A 14,869-nucleotide genomic window follows, 5' to 3' on the forward strand; every position below is an offset into this window, starting at 1 on the left:
CTGGCGCTGGCGTCAAGATCAGGTGCGGCTGCCGGCCAGCTTTTCAGAGAGCGTATTCATCTGCTCCTGGGCGCTTCGATTGGCTGGATAGATCTCCAGGAAACGTTCCCAGGCTTTCAGGGCCAACTGGTCGTTGCCGGTTTCAGTAAGAATGGCTGCCATGCCGGAAAGCGCGCCGAAGTGGCGTGGCTCGAGGTCAAGCACATGCTCGATGTCAGACATCGACTTGCGATAGCTGTCATTGGCATAGTTGAGGGTCGCGCGGCGATTCCAGCTTTCGGCGTAGTCTGGCTTGAGAGCGATCGCTTGGTCGAGGAAATCGAGGGCGGCCGCAGTGCGCTTCTCCTCAATCGCCTTGTCGGCCCATTGCATCAGGAGGTTGACAGTCGCACTGCCCGAGTCGTTCCACTCGGTGCGGATTTCATTGGCGATGCCGCTCGCCTTGTCCGGATCGCGTTCGCGCTTCAGCTGCGCATAAAGCTGATCGAGGTGCTGCTTGGGGGAAAGGTTTGCGTCCGGTTGCTCGACAATAACTTCCTTATCCGCGGCAGCGGCAGGCAAAGCAGGAGCGATCAGGGCAAGGGACAGCGGCAGCGCCGCGCACGTCATAGCAAAAAAGCGCATGGCGGGCATAGTAGCCCGCCATCGCTGAAGATCAAAGCAATTTGATTTGATTGCCGAGGCAATCCCTAGGCAGCCATGGGCAAATGCCACGAACCGTCCAGGCGCGCTAAATCAGCCCTGGCGAGCCTTGTAGCGCGGGTTCAGCTTGTTGATGATGTAGATGCGGCCCTTGCGGCGAACCAGGCGGTTGTCACGGTGACGAGCCTTGAGCGACTTGAGCGAATTCTTGATCTTCATTGTTTTGATCCGCGATGTTTGAGGGGGAATTCACATTCGCCCGTATCTATTACATTCAAAAGCGCGCTCAGGGCGCGCTCTTCAGGTTGGGCGTGCAGATAACCCGGCGGCTCCGCTGTGTCAACCACGTGACGGTGTTTTTCCCATGGCCGGAGCGGCTTTCTCAGGGGGAAACCGGCAATTTTGTGGTCAACGTCGTGACGTGTCCCATCTTCCGCCCGGGACGGGATTCCGTCTTGCCGTAGAGATGAACAAGCGTGTCCGCCTGGCGTAACCAGTCCGGGAGCGCCAGAATATCGTCGCCAATCAGGTTCTGCATCACGCAGTCCGAATGGCGGTCGGCATTGCCGAGCGGCAGGCCGGCAACGGCGCGGATATGCTGCTCGAATTGCGAGATGACACAAGCGGCTTCCGTCCAGTGGCCGGAATTGTGAACACGAGGCGCCATTTCATTGGCGATCAGGCTGCCGTCCGCAAGCACGAAGAATTCGATGCCGATAACGCCGACATAACCGAGAGCCGTCAGGATCTTTCCGGCCGCCTCGCGGGCGGCTGCTGCCGCAGTCGCTGAGACGGAAGCCGGCACCGTCGAGGTATGCAGGATGCCGCCGCGGTGAACGTTTTCGGCAGGATCGTAGCAAACAATAGCGCCGTCGGTCGCACGCGCCGCAATGATCGAGATCTCGCGCTCGAATGAAACCAAGCTCTCGAGAATGAGTGGTACGCTGCCGAGCGCTGCAAAAGCGCCGTCCGCCGTATCGGGTGGCGAGCGGAACACCCTCTGCCCCTTGCCGTCGTACCCCAGGCGGCGAGTCTTCAGAACACCACGGCCGCCGAAATCCTTGAGCGCGGCCTCGAGGTCGGCCTGACTGTCGATGGCGTGAAAACCAGCTGTTGGGATGCCGCAGCCGTTGATGAAGCGCTTTTCCACCAGGCGGTCTTGGGCGGCCTCTAGCGCCCTCGGCGGCGGATAAACCGGGACCGTGCTCGCAAGCGCTTCCGCCGCGGCAACCGGGACGTTCTCGAACTCGTATGTGACGACGTCGCAAGCCTTCGCAAGTTCGGCCAGCGCGGCAGGATCGTCGTAGGCGGCTGCGATCTGGCCATTGGCGACCTGCGCTGCCGGACAGTCGGCCTGGGGTTCCAGGACGACGGTGCGGAAATTCAGTCGCGCCGCGGCCATGGCAAGCATACGGCCAAGCTGGCCGCCACCGATGATGCCGATTGTTCTTACAGTCATAGGTCGTCCATTGGATATTCGGCAACGGCCGCGCTCTGGCGCTCGCGCCAGTCATCAAGCCGCTCGGCAATGTCCTCGTCCGACAATGCCAAGACTGCAGCAGCCAAAAGCGCTGCATTGATCGCTCCGGGCTTGCCGATGGCAAGTGTGCCGACCGGAATTCCGCCCGGCATCTGGACGATGGAGAGGAGACTATCCTGACCGGACAGCGCCTTCGATTGAACGGGGACGCCGAAAACGGGAAGCGGCGTCATGGCTGCGGCCATGCCCGGCAGGTGAGCTGCGCCGCCCGCGCCGGCGATAATCACCTTGAAGCCTTCATCGCGTGCGGTCTTGGCGAAATTTACCAGGCGATCCGGCGTGCGATGGGCCGATATGATCCGCGCATCATAGGGAATTTCGAGCGCCTCAAGCGTGTCCGCAGCATTCTTCATGGTCTCCCAATCGGATTGGCTTCCCATGATGATGGCAACGGGCGGTCTGTCTGTCATCGTCACGGCGTTCCCCTCAGGCGATGATATCAGGGATGATCTGGTCTTCGAGCTTCGTCAGCTTGTCTTTGATCACCAGTTTCTTCTTTTTCATGCGCTGGACGCGCAATGCGTCACATCCGGTGGCAATCATGGCATTGATCGCGGCATCGTAATCTTCGTGCTCCTGGCGCAGTCGCGCCACTATGAGCCTGATTTCTGCCTGTTCCTGATCGGCCATATGCATTCCCCATAACCGTCTTCGGACATCGTCCGTTTTGCCGATGATTTCCGCAAGCTCCTATCACCAAATGGAGGTAACGGCTAGCGGCTGTTCGTCATGATTTTGCCACGTGTTCTCCTTGTTTTCACCTTCGACAAGCCTTCAAAAATATGTCACAGTCAAAAGGTTGACGCCTTGGATCTCCGGCGGTGTTGGCCGGGGAGAGGTAAGAGGAAGGAAGGGTCAAATGACTGTTCAAGCTCATCTTGAGTCACTCCAGAAAAAGCATGTTGCTCTCGAGGAGGAGTTGCATACGCTAATGATATCCCCCTCCCGAAACGATAATGAAGTTGCTGAGTGCAAACGCAGAAAATTGCGGATCAAGGACGAGATTGAGCGCCTGAAATCATCTTTCCATTGAGAACGATGCATGAATTACCGAGTGCGGTCCTAAACGGAGAAGGCAAAAGGCCAATTTCATCAGAAGTTTAGATGAGTTCGTGCTCGACAGGCAAATATACGCCGGTTCCGACGGAAAGTCGCGAGCCGGCGTTTTTCGTTTGAGGGAGCTGTCAGGCCCAGAACTGATCGAGCCAGAGATTGAGCTTGTCGAAACCGCGATTGTTGACCGCGTAGATGCGTCGCGTGCCCTCTGCGGTGACCGAAACCAGATTGCAATCCAGCAGCGCCTTGAGGTGCTGAGAGACGGCGGGGCGGCTGATGGGAAGCCCCTCGGCAAGCTCGTTCACGGTCTTCGGCGCACGTCGAAGTTCTTCCAGCAGGAAGCGCCGGTGGGGATCGGCTATCGCAGTGAAGGGATCCGTGTTCGACATGCCGGAAAGCTACGTCAAACGGCGCAATCGGGCAAGGAAATTGTGCGGCGCAACGAAACCCAAAATTGTTAGAAACCGGCACCTTCTTTCGCGATCAGTACGGCCGCAATGAGGGCCATGGCATACATGAAAGGATAGAAGACCGCCGGCTTCATACGACGCACGCACCAGGCGCCGGCAATTGTCGCAAGCGGGGCAAACGGCAGAAGCGTGGCGGATGTGGAGAGGTTCTGCGTGTCGAGCTGGCCAAGCGCGAAGTACGGAATGAGCTTCACGGCATTGAGGATCGCGAAGAAGCGGACGCTCGTGCCGGTATATTCGCGGGGTTGCATCTGCAGCGGCAGCGCATAGATCTGGAACGGAGCGCCGCCAGCATGAGCGACGAAACTGCCATAGCCGGACAGGCTGCCCCAGATCGTCGCCAGCAGCGGTCGCTGGCCGTGGGGCGGTGTGTGCGTTCCCGCGGCGGGGCCAAAGTTGTTCCAGAAATAGCGCAGGCAAAAGAGGATAGTGACGACGCCAATGACGACGCGAAGGACATTGCCCGGCACCAGGGCGGAGGTTGCCCAGCCGAGAGCGATCCCGAACAGCGCTCCCGGCAGCATGATCTTCAGCGTTGTCCAGTCGCCGTGCTTGCGCCAGATCACGAGTGAGATCATGTCCATGAAAATGAGGATCGGAAGCAGGATCGCGGCTGCCTGAACGGGTGAGACGACGAGGGCGAGAAAGGGTAGTCCGATCAGTGACAGCGCATCGCCCATGCCGCCTTTTGCAAGTCCGACCAGAATGACGGCGGGAACGGCGGCGTAATAAAATGACAGGTCCATCGGCATGCTTTTGAAAATCCTCCCCTTGCCAGCCCCGTCTAACGGAATTACTCACACAGGACGAGTGCAGATCGGCCGCAAAACGGCCTGTTCCGCTGTAAATGGAAAGAGTTCATGACCGAACCGGAAAACCGCTGCCGCCTAGTCCTGATTGCTCCCGACCTTGCCGATGCCGATGAGCAGGCAAAGGTCGTCGGCGATGCCTTGAAGGGCGGTGACGTCGCCTCGGTGATCGTGCCGCAATACGGTCTCAACGATGGCGAGTTTCAGAAGCACGCAGAAAAGCTGGTTCCAATCATCCAGCACGCGGGCGCTGCAGCGCTACTTGCGGGCGACAGCCGCGTTGTTGGGCGCACCAAGGCGGATGGCCTGCATCTGACCGGTCCGGCCAGCGAAATTTCTGAAGCGATCGACAAGTATGCCGACAAGCTGATCGTCGGCGGCGGCAATGCCGCCGACCGGCATCATGCATTGGAGATTGGCGAGGAGCGCCCGGATTATATCTTCTTCGGCAAGCTCGACGGCGACATCAAGCCGGAGGCGCATCCCAAGAACCTCGCACTCGGTGAGTGGTGGGCATCCATGATCGAGATTCCCTGCATCGTGATGGGTGGCACGGATCCGGCTTCCGCGCTCGCGGTGGCGGAGACTGGGGCTGAGTTCGTGGCGCTACGGCTTGCGGTTTTCGGCGACGCCGGACGTGCGCCAATCATCGTCGCCGAGGTCAATGCGCTGTTGGACGAAAAAGCGCCACGGTTTGAGGATTGATATCGCGCACATGCCGATCCTGTCCCGCTCCCTGCGCGTTTCCGCTGTCTTTGCCGTCGTAATCCTGGCGGGGCTGACGCATGGCGTTTTCGCTCAGACGGTCGACAACGTCGTGACGCGGCCGCTCTCGACCGCCCCGGAGACACTGAAGACAGGACGGCCCCAGGCAGACGGCACTGGTCCATCGACGGGCGTCGGGGTCTTTGACCGCATGGGCGCCAAGCTGCCCGATCTGCCACCGGAAAAGGACTATAAGGGACAAGTTGACGAGGCCTATGGCGCCTACCAACGCGGCTACTATCTCACGGCGATGGAAAGAGCTCTGCCGCGCGCCCAGCTCGGCGATCCGGCCGCGCAGACGCTGATGGGCGAACTCCTGGCGGACGGTCTGGGTGTCAAGCGCGACATGAAGAACGCAGCTTTCTGGTACAGCAAGGGTGCGGAAGGCGGCGACCCTGCGGCGATGTTCAAGTATTCGCTGATGCTGATCGAGGGGCGGTTCGTCAAACGCGATAAGGCCAAGGCCGACGAATATATGCACAAGGCGGCCGACGCCGGAAATTCGTCTGCACAGTTCAATTGGGGCCAGATCCTGACGGCCGATAATCCGGGTGACAAGGGACTGAAGCTCGCACTGCCGTACTACGAGAGGGCTGCCGAACAGGGCATCGCCGACGCGCAGTATGCGGTGGCCCAGATTTACGCCTCGCTGCCCGACCTGCCGGAAGAAAAGAAGCAGCTGGCCCGCGAATGGATGGCACGCGCTGCGCATGCGGGCTACGACACTGCCCAGGTCGATCTTGGCATCTGGTTGGTCAACGGCCAGAATGGACCGCGCGATTTCGTCAAGGGTTTCCAATGGTTGCGGCTTGCGGCCAATCGCGGCAACGTGGTGGCTCAAAACAAGCTGGCGCACCTCTACATCAACGCCCTCGGTACCAAGCCGGACCCGGTCGAGGCCGCGAAATGGTATGTGCTATCCCGTCGCGCCGGCCTGCCTGACCCGGCGCTGGAAGATTTCTACCTCGGCATCGAGGAAGACCAGCAGAAGGCGGCCATCGACGCCGCCAACAAGTTCCGCCGGTTCCAATAATTTAGAAGAGGGCGTGTGCGAAGAGGTCTTCGACCAGATTGCCCGTGAGGACCTGATCACGCAGCCGAAGTTTTGAACGTCCGGCGGCCTGGGCCGCCGGCATTGCTCAGGCGAGATAGCCACCGTCGATCGTCAGGCCGGCGCCGGTGATGAAGGAAGCTTCCGAGCTTGCAAGGTAGGCCACGAAGCTTGCGATTTCTCGATCCTCCCCGAGGCGGCCGAGTGCCATCAAGCCCTTCAACATGTCGTTTGAATGCGGGTCAGGATTCATGTCGGTTTCTGTTGGGCCGGGCTGAATGGCGTTGACGGTGATGCCTCGCGGACCGAGATCGCGTGCGAGGCCACGTGTCATGGCGGCGACAGCGCCTTTGGTCATGCTGTAAACGGAGGACGTCGGAAAGCCGCTGCGCTCGGCCGCCACGCTGCCGATGTTTATGACGCGGCCGCCGTCTTGCATGTGTTTTGCCGCCGCCTGCGTGCCGGCAAAGACCGCTCTGACGTTGACTGCAAACATGCGATCGAAGTCCTCAAGCGGGAAATCTTCCAGGCTGCTCAGCAACAGGATTCCTGCATTGTTGACGAGAATGTCGAGTGTGCCGAAATGGTCGACGGCCGCGTCGATGGCTTTTTGCACCGCAGCCGCGTCGGCGCTGTCGGCTTGAATTGCAAATGCCCTGGCGCCCTTCGCCTCGATTTCACTGACGATCGCGTCGGCCTTGTCTTTTGAGTTGGCAAAGGTGAAGGCGACCGAGGCGCCATCCGCAGCCAGTCTCCGCACGATCGCCGCGCCGATCCCGCGCGAGCCGCCTGTCACGATTGCGACTTTTCCTTCAAGTGGTTTGGTCATCTTGATTTTCTCCTTATTGGACTGTTTAGTCTAGAATTGAACATGGAAAGCCATCCTTCTTCGATCGATCTGTTATCGTAGGCTACGGATAGCGAGACCGGCGATGGCGCGCAGCGTTTCGGGGCTGGCGCCGTTGCGGGCGCTGACCTTCATGCCGGAGAGCGTAGCACCGAGGAACTGGGTAGCGGCCTCGGGGTCGATTTCGACCGAAAGCTGCCCTTTCTTCCGGCTGTCCACGAGGACCGCATGGATTGCCTTGCCCAGCACGGTGGAGGCGCTGTCGGTCAGAAGCGACACCTCGGTATCGGTCCGGCCGAACTCGCAAATCGCGCTGACACCAAGGCAGCCCTTTGACGCCTCCGACGTTGGTCTCGATGCAAAGGCAAGGAGGGCGCCCTCCAGCGCGTCAAGCGGCTGGTCGCTGTCCTGCATGTCGGCGATGATCCGCTGAATGCTGGCGGTATTGTAGCGTTTCAGAGCCTGCAGATAGAGGCTGCGCTTGTCGCCGAACGTATCGTACATGCTCTGGCGGCTGATCTTCATCGCCGACAGCAGGGCGTCGGTGGAGCTTCCCTCGTAGCCATGCTGAGCGAAGACGCCGATCGCGGCATCGAGAGCATTGTCCTTGTCGAATTCCTTGTGCCTAGCCATGGACGCACAAATAGCGATTCTAGATTGCTCTGTCCAGAATATTATTGCGGTCATTTGTGTCGGTGATAGGCGACCCGGCGGTCTCCTCTTGAAATTTTCCCTATTTTGTGGTCTTGAGGCCGCCAATCTTATAAGCGCTGCCCTATCTGGCGATCAGGGACCCATCCCGCCCTGACAGCGCGTACCGTATTCTCGCTCAAGGAAAAGTACTCACATGGCTCGTTCAGCTCTCCTCAATGTCATGGTTCAGGCTGCCATCAAGGCAGGCAAATCGCTGGGGCGTGATTTCGGGGAAGTACAGAACCTGCAGGTTTCGGTGAAGGGCCCGGGTGACTTCGTCTCCAATGCCGACCGCAAGGCGGAGAAGATCGTTAAGGATGAGCTCCTGAAGGCGCGCCCCACCTACGGCTTTCTCGGCGAGGAGAGCGAGGAGATCAAGGGCACGGACGGCGCGCATCGCTGGATCGTCGATCCGCTCGACGGCACGACCAACTTCCTGCACGGCATCCCGATGTTTGCAGTGTCGATCGCGCTTGAGCGCAACAACGAGATCGTTGCCGCCGTTGTCTTCAATCCGGCAACAGACGAACTCTATACCGCCGAGCGCGGCGGCGGCGCCTTCCTGAACGATCGCCGGCTGCGCGTCGGCGCTCGGCGCGTGCTTTCGGACTCCGTCATTGCCTGCGGTGTCCCGCATCTCGGTCGCGGCAATCACGGCAAGTTCCTTGTCGAGCTTCGCCACGTGATGGGGGAAGTTGCCGGTATTCGCCGCATGGGCGCGGCGTCGCTTGATCTTGCCTATGTGGCCGCTGGTCGCTTCGACGGTTACTGGGAAACGGCGTTGTCAGCCTGGGATATTGCGGCGGGCATCCTCCTTATCCGCGAAGCCGGCGGCTACGTCTCGGATTGGGATGGCGGTTCGTCCATTCTCGAAACCGGTTCGGTTGTCGCGGGCAACGAATATATTCAGAAGGCACTACTTGAAGTAGCCAAGCGTCCGGTTCCCGCGCGGTAAATCGCTGTTGTAAAGACACGGTTTTCGTTCCCGCATACTTCAATTCGGCGCAATGTTGCTCTAGTCTCCGGCTGAAATGAATCCGGAGGCTGCGGAACCTATGGAAAATGTGAATGTGGCGGAGTTCGGCTCGACCGAAAAAACCACGGGCAATTACAGCTATAAACTTTCCAGTCCGATGCCGTTTCTTTGGACGATGTTGCTGTTTCTGATCATCGTCGGGTTCATTGCCGCCATTCTATTCCGGCAAGCCCAGACTGCCTTCATGCACAATCCCGGCCTCAACGGTTTGATCCTCGGCGTCCTGGCCGTCGGCATCATCCTGGTTTTCAGCCATGTGCTGTCGCTCAGGCCGGAAGTGCGGTGGTTCAATTCATTCCGTGCTGCGGGCAGCGCCGACAAGGTCGGCCGCAACCCGAAGCTGCTCGCGCCGATGCGGACTCTGATCGGCAACCGCAGCGCTTCGGCAGGCATTTCGACCGCGGCATTCCGGTCCATTCTCGATTCCATTGCCAATCGCCTCGATGAATCGCGTGACGTGTCGCGCTACCTGATCGGCCTCTTGGTGTTCCTCGGTCTGCTCGGTACGTTCTGGGGTCTTATCGGCACGATCGGCTCGATCAGTTCGGTCATTCAGACGCTCGACGCGGGCGCGAACGGCTCGACCGATGTACTCGGTGCACTGAAGGAAGGGCTCTCGACGCCGCTTTCGGGCATGGGCCAGGCGTTTTCGTCGTCGCTGCTCGGTCTGTCCGGCTCGCTCATCCTGGGTTTCCTCGACCTGCAGGCAGGCCGGGCGCAGAACCGTTTCTATATGGAGCTCGAAAACTGGCTTTCGTCGGTGACCGATGTCGGCTCCGACGTGGCCATGCCTGCCATCGGCGCCAACTCGGCAGTCTCGCCGGACGACGTTCGCGCGCTTTCGGAATATATGCGCAGGATCTCGGAAGAGGGCAGCGGCGGAACCCAGAGGTCCGTTGCGGCGATGGCTAACCTTGCCGAAGGAATTCAGGGCTTGGTCAAGAACATGCGCAATGAGCAGCAAATGCTGCGCGACTGGATCGAGGCCCAACAGGACGAGACAAAAGCGATGCGCCGTACGCTGGATCGCCTGGCCGAGCGGATCGGCGCGCAAGAAAAGCACGGATCGAGCGAACGTTCTCAACGCGTGCCGCAAACCGAAAAGACCGAGGGCAAGTAAGCCATGGCTCTCGCCCGCAATCGTCGCCCTCAGCGCGCGATAGACTATTGGCCAGGTTTCGTCGATGCATTGTCGACGCTGCTGATCTCAATCATGTTCGTGCTGACCGTCTTCGTGGTCGGCCAATATATACTGAGCCGCGAAATTACCGGCCGGGATGAAGTGCTCAACCGTCTGAATAGCCAAATCAACGAGTTGACGCAGCTTCTGGCCCTGGAGAAGGGAAGCAAGCAGGACCTCGAGGATAGCGTCGCGAATTTGCAGGCGTCCTTGGCGTCGGCCGAAAGCGAGCAATCCCGTCTGAAGGCGCTCCTTGACGCCGGTTCGGGCGGCCAGAGCGCCGCGCAAGCGCGTGTCGGCAACCTGACGAAAGAACTCGATGAGCAGAAGCAGATGAGCGACCGGGCGATGAGCCAGGTCGAGCTTCTGAACCAGCAGATCGCCGCGTTGCGCAGCCAGATCGCCGCTGTTGAAGCGGCCCTACAGGCGTCCGAGCAGAAGGACCAGGGCTCGCAGGCAAAGATCGCCGATCTCGGTCGGCGCCTCAACGTCGCGCTGGCGCAACGCGTGCAAGAGCTTAACCGTTACCGGTCCGATTTCTTCGGGCGCCTGCGCGAGATTCTGTCTGATCGCGAGAACATCAGGATCGTCGGTGACCGCTTCGTCTTCCAGTCGGAAGTGCTGTTCCCTTCGGGCAGCCCTGATCTCAATCCGGATGGGCAGGTCGAGATGGCAAAGCTTGCAACAGCGCTTCTCGACGTCGCCAAGGAAATCCCGCCCGAGATCAACTGGGTTCTGCGTGTTGATGGGCATACGGATAACGTACCGCTCGCCGGCACCGGACGCTATATCGACAACTGGCAGCTGTCGTCGGCGCGTGCGATTTCGGTCGTCAAATTCCTGATCTCCCGCGGCGTGCCGGCCGACCGCCTTGTCGCGGCTGGTTTCGGCGAGTTCCAGCCGATCACCCCAGGCGACACGCCGGAGGCGCGCGCCACCAACCGTCGTATCGAGCTGAAGCTGACCGAAAAGTAGGTTTATGCGACGCCCGATCGAACGTTCGCGAGGCGACAGAGGAGAAATCCCCGCACGGCGGGGCTGTCGCTGAGGCCGATTGCCGAGAGGTAGGCGGTCTCCGCTTCCCGATAATTCTCGACTTCGGTCAGCAGATGCGCGCGAACGGCCCAATAGGGTTGATAGGCTTTGATTTCCTTTGCATCCATGCTGGCCAGGCAATCCAGCCCGGCTTGGGCACCTTTGGTGCGGCCGAGGACGGCAGCACGGCTGACGCGGGCGCCGACTGTTGGCTGCATCATCAGAAGCGCGTCATAGAAGGTTACGAGAGCGTCCCAATTCGTCATGCCTGTCTGACGACGCGCAGCATGTACGGACTGAATGGCGGCCATGCACTGGAACGGGCCGAAGCGGTTGGCCGCACCTGCCTTGCGAAGCAGCGCGTCAGCTTCGGCAAGCATGATCGCATTCCAGCGGTCCGTCGACTGCTGTTCCAGCGCGACGTAGTCACCTTCGGCATTGCGTCGCGCGGCACGCCGGCCCTCGCAATAGAGCATCAAGGCAAGTAGTCCAATGACCTCCGGTTCGTCGGGCAACATCGAAAGCAACGCGCGACAGAGCCAGATGGCTTCGTTGGAAAGGGCGCTACGACCGCCATCGGCGCCATCGAGATCGTCCCAACCAAGCCCGTAGGCGGCGTAGATTGCGGAGAGCACGGCGGATAGACGCTCGGGCACGGTGCGTCGATCGGGTATAGCAAATCCAATGCCGGTATCGCGAATGTTCGCCTTGGCCCGGACCAACCTCTGTCCCATTGCAGCCGGAGATACGACGAAGGCTTGGGCGATTGCTTTTGCGTCAATGCCGAGGACCACTTGCAGCATCAACGGCGTGTGGACGCTCTTGTCGATTTGCGGATGGGTGCAGACGAAAAGCAGCTTGAGGCGGTCGTCGGGAAATGCTTCGGCGGTCGCGTCGTTCATCCTCGCCTCTGCCTCCTCGAAGGCCAGGGCGATGGTCGGGCGAGCATTTTTCTGGACACTTCGGTGGCGCGTCCCCTGCATGAGATTGCGCCGCGCAGCGACCAGCAGCCACGCCTCCGGCCTGTCGGGAATGCCGCGCTCCGGCCAGACACGCAGGGCATCGATGAGCGCTTGCGACAGCGCATCCTCGGCGGCGGGGAGATCTCGGGAGCGGGCCGCCAGAAAGGCGACCAACTTGCCATAGGATTGGCGCGCCACCCTTTCGGCGGCGCGCTCGGCTTCGACGGTCATGCCCGCCTCACATCTGAAGACGAGGGCGAACCTCGACCGAGCCTTCCGCAGAGACCGGGACCCGGGTCGCCCATTCGAGCGCCGTATCGAAATCCGGCACGTCGATCAAATAGAAGCCACCCAACTGTTCCTTGCCTTCAGGGTAGGGGCCGTCCTGCACATCGTGATCCTCGCCCTTGCGTCGCACCACCGTGCCGGTCTCGGGTGCGGTCAGGCCGGCCCCGCCGGTCATGATGCCGGCCTGAATCAGGGCCTGCGTGTAGGCGATCCAGCCGTCGCGATAGGTGGGGTCGGTGCGGCGGGCAAAATCCCGCGATGATTCACGAACGATGAGCGCGTATTGCATGTGGCATTCCTCCAGATTCGTTGCGTTGACCGGCGTGCAGGCATCTAAGAACCAAAACTGAAAAGCTGCAACGTTCGGGGATCGGCGGAAAACCGTTCCGATACAATGAGACGTGACATCAGCTCATTTCGACATTCGGCGGAAAAAATCTTGGCGACGAAAAAGTGGCGTTGTCGGTGAGCGGGGCTCCGCGTAGGCTCGCGGAGATTTTGGGGGAGAATGCTTTTGATTGAATGCGATGTGCTGGTCATCGGCGCGGGTCTTGCCGGGCTGGTGGCGGCAGCGGAGGCCGCGGATCGCGGGCGGAAGGTTTGCATCGTCGAGCAGGAAGGCGAACAGAGCCTTGGCGGGCAGGCGTTCTGGTCGCTGGGCGGACTGTTTTTCGTCGACAGCCCGGAACAGCGGCTGATGGGCATCCGCGACAGCCTTGGCCTGGCACGCCAGGATTGGATGGGGTCAGCGTCGTTCGACCGGCCGGAAGATTATTGGCCGCGCCGCTGGGCGGAAGCCTATCTCGAATTCGCCGCAAGCGAAAAGCGTTCGTGGCTTTATCAGCAGGGCATGCGCTGGTTCCCGGTCGTCGGCTGGGCGGAGCGGGGAGGCGGCTTGGCGCACGGCCACGGAAATTCCGTGCCACGCTTCCACGTGACATGGGGAACCGGGCCTGCTGTGCTTGCGCCGTTCATTCTCCGTGTACGCGAGGCGGAGGCGAAGGGCCTTGTCACGTTTCTGTTCCGGCATCAGGTGGATGATATCCTTATTCAGGATGGTATCGTCTGCGGCGCCCGCGGCACCGTCCTTCAGCCCGACGACTCCGTGCGAGGGCGGGAGACGAACCGTATTTTTTCGGGACTCTTCGAGGTTCGGGCCGATGCGACGATCATCACATCAGGAGGTATCGGGGGTAATCACGACGCGGTGCGCAGGAGATGGCCGGTAGACAGACTCGGACGGCCCCCGGCCGATATGGTCGCTGGCGTGCCTGCCCATGTGGATGGTCGAATGATCGAGATCTCTGAACGTGCAGGTGGCCGCGAGATCAATTCGGACCGAATGTGGCACTATACGGAGGGGCTGAAGAACTGGGATCCCATCTGGCGCAATCACGGGATACGTATCCTGCCGGGTCCCTCCTCCTTCTGGTGTGATGCCAATGGGAACCGCTTTGCTGCGCCTGCCATGCCAGGCTTCGATACCTTGGAAGCGCTGAAAACCATCTGCGCGACCGGGCACGACTACAGCTGGTTCATCCTCACCAAGGCAATCATCAAGAAGGAGTTTGCCCTTTCGGGTTCCGAGCAGAATCCTGACATTACGGGCAAGGACCTTCGCCTGCTTCTCAAGCGGTTGGGCAAGGAGCCGCCAGGGCCGGTTCAGGCGTTCATGGATAAGGGCGAGGATTTCATCGTTCGCGACACGCTCGAAGCGCTTGTTGATGGTATGAACGGACTGACCGGCGAGAAGCGTGTGGACGCGAGCCGCCTCAGGACGCAGATCGAGGCGCGTGACCGGGAGATCGCCAACGGCTTTTCCAAGGATGCGCAGGTCACCGCGATTCGCGGTGCGCGACGCTACCTCGGCGATCGACTGATGCGCACGGCGAAGCCGCACGCGCTGCTTGACCCGCGGGCTGGGCCGCTCATTGCCGTGCGACTGCACATCCTGACACGCAAGTCGCTGGGTGGTCTGGAGACGGATCTATCCGCGCGCGTGATCGGCCATGGCGGTGATCCTGTTCCAGGGCTTTATGCTGCGGGCGAAGTAGCAGGTTTTGGTGGTGGGGGTATGCACGGATACAATGCGCTCGAGGGAACTTTCCTCGGCGGTTGCATCTTTTCCGGCAGGGTCGCCGGACGAGCAGTGTAGAGGCGGCGCTTTTGGCGCCGCCTGATGGGTCAGGCCTCAGCCTTCGTCGTGTCGACGACTTCTGCGCCGGGAGAATTCTTCTTGATGGATTCGATGGCGCTCAGCGCCGATGCCTTGGCCTTATAGCCTTCGGAGCCGAACATGGATTCGCCGTTCGGCGCTTTGAAACGGAAACGGAACTCGCCAGCCTTGTCCTTGTAAACTTCGAACTTATACATCGATTTTTCTCCCGGAATCAGGATGTTGTCCTATCTACAGCCGCAGCGTAGAACAAAAAACGCAACTATTCCATCGGGATATTTGCGCGCTTTGCAACCGACGCGACTGACGGGTCCTGCAA

19 protein-coding genes are annotated in these 14,869 nt (G+C 60.4%); 7 read left to right on the forward strand and 12 right to left on the reverse strand.

The genetic code is table 11. From position 1 onward, the window contains the following. Nucleotides 1-18: 18 nt before the first annotated feature. From RGCCGE502_RS25780 to RGCCGE502_RS25800, 5 genes are all read right to left on the reverse strand, one after another. Nucleotides 19-633, reverse strand: coding sequence for a tetratricopeptide repeat protein (locus RGCCGE502_RS25780; RefSeq protein ID WP_016557147.1), 615 nt, complete (start codon nt 631-633; stop codon nt 19-21). Between the two features lie 102 nt (nt 634-735). Then, nucleotides 736-861 carry a type B 50S ribosomal protein L36 gene (ykgO, locus tag RGCCGE502_RS25785; protein WP_003582204.1) on the reverse strand — a complete coding sequence of 42 codons (126 nt, stop codon included), beginning with the start codon at nt 859-861 and terminating at the stop codon, nt 736-738. Nucleotides 862-1,024: 163 nt separating this feature from the next. Beyond that, the gene (locus tag RGCCGE502_RS25790) at nt 1,025-2,101 is read right to left on the reverse strand and encodes a 5-(carboxyamino)imidazole ribonucleotide synthase (RefSeq protein ID WP_016557148.1); all 1,077 of its coding nucleotides are present in this window, start codon (nt 2,099-2,101) and stop codon (nt 1,025-1,027) included. Further along, complete coding sequence (gene purE / locus RGCCGE502_RS25795) at nt 2,098-2,592, reverse strand: 5-(carboxyamino)imidazole ribonucleotide mutase (protein WP_016557149.1); 495 nt, start codon at nt 2,590-2,592, stop codon at nt 2,098-2,100. The genes RGCCGE502_RS25790 and purE overlap by 4 nt, the downstream gene beginning before the upstream one ends. A 16-nt stretch (nt 2,593-2,608) precedes the next feature. Continuing rightward, entirely contained in the window at nt 2,609-2,812 is a 204-nt protein-coding gene (locus RGCCGE502_RS25800) for a YdcH family protein (protein WP_016557150.1), read from the reverse strand. A 229-nt stretch (nt 2,813-3,041) separates the two neighbouring features. Between RGCCGE502_RS25800 and RGCCGE502_RS35020 the strand changes: the two genes are divergently transcribed. Then, entirely contained in the window at nt 3,042-3,215 is a 174-nt protein-coding gene (locus RGCCGE502_RS35020) for a YdcH family protein (protein ID WP_016557151.1), read from the forward strand. A 151-nt stretch (nt 3,216-3,366) separates the two neighbouring features. Here the strand turns inward: RGCCGE502_RS35020 and RGCCGE502_RS25810 are convergent, their stop codons facing one another. After that, nucleotides 3,367-3,627 (reverse strand): ArsR/SmtB family transcription factor, encoded by a 261-nt coding sequence (locus tag RGCCGE502_RS25810; RefSeq protein WP_016557152.1) that lies wholly within the window; start codon nt 3,625-3,627, stop codon nt 3,367-3,369. Between the two features lie 68 nt (nt 3,628-3,695). Continuing rightward, nucleotides 3,696-4,460, reverse strand: coding sequence for a sulfite exporter TauE/SafE family protein (locus RGCCGE502_RS25815; protein ID WP_016557153.1), 765 nt, complete (start codon nt 4,458-4,460; stop codon nt 3,696-3,698). Between the two features lie 108 nt (nt 4,461-4,568). Between RGCCGE502_RS25815 and RGCCGE502_RS25820 the strand changes: the two genes are divergently transcribed. Beyond that, entirely contained in the window at nt 4,569-5,222 is a 654-nt protein-coding gene (locus RGCCGE502_RS25820; RefSeq protein ID WP_016557154.1) for a thiamine phosphate synthase, read from the forward strand. 10 nt (nt 5,223-5,232) lie between these two features. Next, complete coding sequence (locus RGCCGE502_RS25825) at nt 5,233-6,315, forward strand: tetratricopeptide repeat protein (protein ID WP_016557155.1); 1,083 nt, start codon at nt 5,233-5,235, stop codon at nt 6,313-6,315. 106 nt (nt 6,316-6,421) lie between these two features. Here RGCCGE502_RS25825 and RGCCGE502_RS25830 read toward each other — a convergent pair whose 3' ends face one another. Both RGCCGE502_RS25830 and RGCCGE502_RS25835 read right to left on the reverse strand, forming a co-directional pair. Then, nucleotides 6,422-7,162 (reverse strand): 3-oxoacyl-ACP reductase family protein, encoded by a 741-nt coding sequence (locus RGCCGE502_RS25830; RefSeq protein ID WP_016557156.1) that lies wholly within the window; start codon nt 7,160-7,162, stop codon nt 6,422-6,424. 72 nt (nt 7,163-7,234) lie between these two features. Next, entirely contained in the window at nt 7,235-7,813 is a 579-nt protein-coding gene (locus tag RGCCGE502_RS25835; protein WP_016557157.1) for a TetR/AcrR family transcriptional regulator, read from the reverse strand. Between the two features lie 214 nt (nt 7,814-8,027). On the opposite strand from RGCCGE502_RS25835, the gene RGCCGE502_RS25840 reads away from it, so the two are divergent. The 3 genes from RGCCGE502_RS25840 to RGCCGE502_RS25850 all read left to right on the forward strand — a co-directional run bounded on the left by RGCCGE502_RS25840 (nt 8,028) and on the right by RGCCGE502_RS25850 (nt 11,064). After that, nucleotides 8,028-8,828 (forward strand): inositol monophosphatase family protein, encoded by an 801-nt coding sequence (locus RGCCGE502_RS25840; protein WP_016557158.1) that lies wholly within the window; start codon nt 8,028-8,030, stop codon nt 8,826-8,828. A gap of 100 nt (nt 8,829-8,928) precedes the next feature. Continuing rightward, the gene (locus RGCCGE502_RS25845) at nt 8,929-10,029 is read left to right on the forward strand and encodes a hypothetical protein (RefSeq protein WP_016557159.1); all 1,101 of its coding nucleotides are present in this window, start codon (nt 8,929-8,931) and stop codon (nt 10,027-10,029) included. A gap of 3 nt (nt 10,030-10,032) precedes the next feature. Continuing rightward, nucleotides 10,033-11,064: a peptidoglycan -binding protein gene (locus RGCCGE502_RS25850; protein ID WP_016557160.1), complete on the forward strand. Its 1,032-nt coding sequence runs from the start codon at nt 10,033-10,035 to the stop codon at nt 11,062-11,064. Nucleotides 11,065-11,066: 2 nt separating this feature from the next. Here the strand turns inward: RGCCGE502_RS25850 and RGCCGE502_RS25855 are convergent, their stop codons facing one another. Together RGCCGE502_RS25855 and RGCCGE502_RS25860 are read right to left on the reverse strand one after the other, a co-directional pair. Then, entirely contained in the window at nt 11,067-12,317 is a 1,251-nt protein-coding gene (locus RGCCGE502_RS25855) for an RNA polymerase sigma factor (protein ID WP_016557161.1), read from the reverse strand. 7 nt (nt 12,318-12,324) lie between these two features. After that, nucleotides 12,325-12,663 (reverse strand): YciI family protein, encoded by a 339-nt coding sequence (locus tag RGCCGE502_RS25860; RefSeq protein WP_016557162.1) that lies wholly within the window; start codon nt 12,661-12,663, stop codon nt 12,325-12,327. Nucleotides 12,664-12,882: 219 nt separating this feature from the next. On the opposite strand from RGCCGE502_RS25860, the gene RGCCGE502_RS25865 reads away from it, so the two are divergent. Then, nucleotides 12,883-14,529, forward strand: coding sequence for an FAD-binding dehydrogenase (locus RGCCGE502_RS25865; protein WP_016557163.1), 1,647 nt, complete (start codon nt 12,883-12,885; stop codon nt 14,527-14,529). A 29-nt stretch (nt 14,530-14,558) separates the two neighbouring features. On the opposite strand, the gene RGCCGE502_RS25870 is transcribed toward RGCCGE502_RS25865, so the two are convergent. Further along, nucleotides 14,559-14,747: a YegP family protein gene (locus RGCCGE502_RS25870; RefSeq protein WP_007527415.1), complete on the reverse strand. Its 189-nt coding sequence runs from the start codon at nt 14,745-14,747 to the stop codon at nt 14,559-14,561. Nucleotides 14,748-14,869: the final 122 nt, after the last annotated feature.

It is taken from the genome of Rhizobium grahamii CCGE 502 (assembly GCF_000298315.2).
In the GTDB taxonomy this organism is placed as follows: Bacteria; Pseudomonadota; Alphaproteobacteria; order Rhizobiales; family Rhizobiaceae; genus Rhizobium; species Rhizobium grahamii.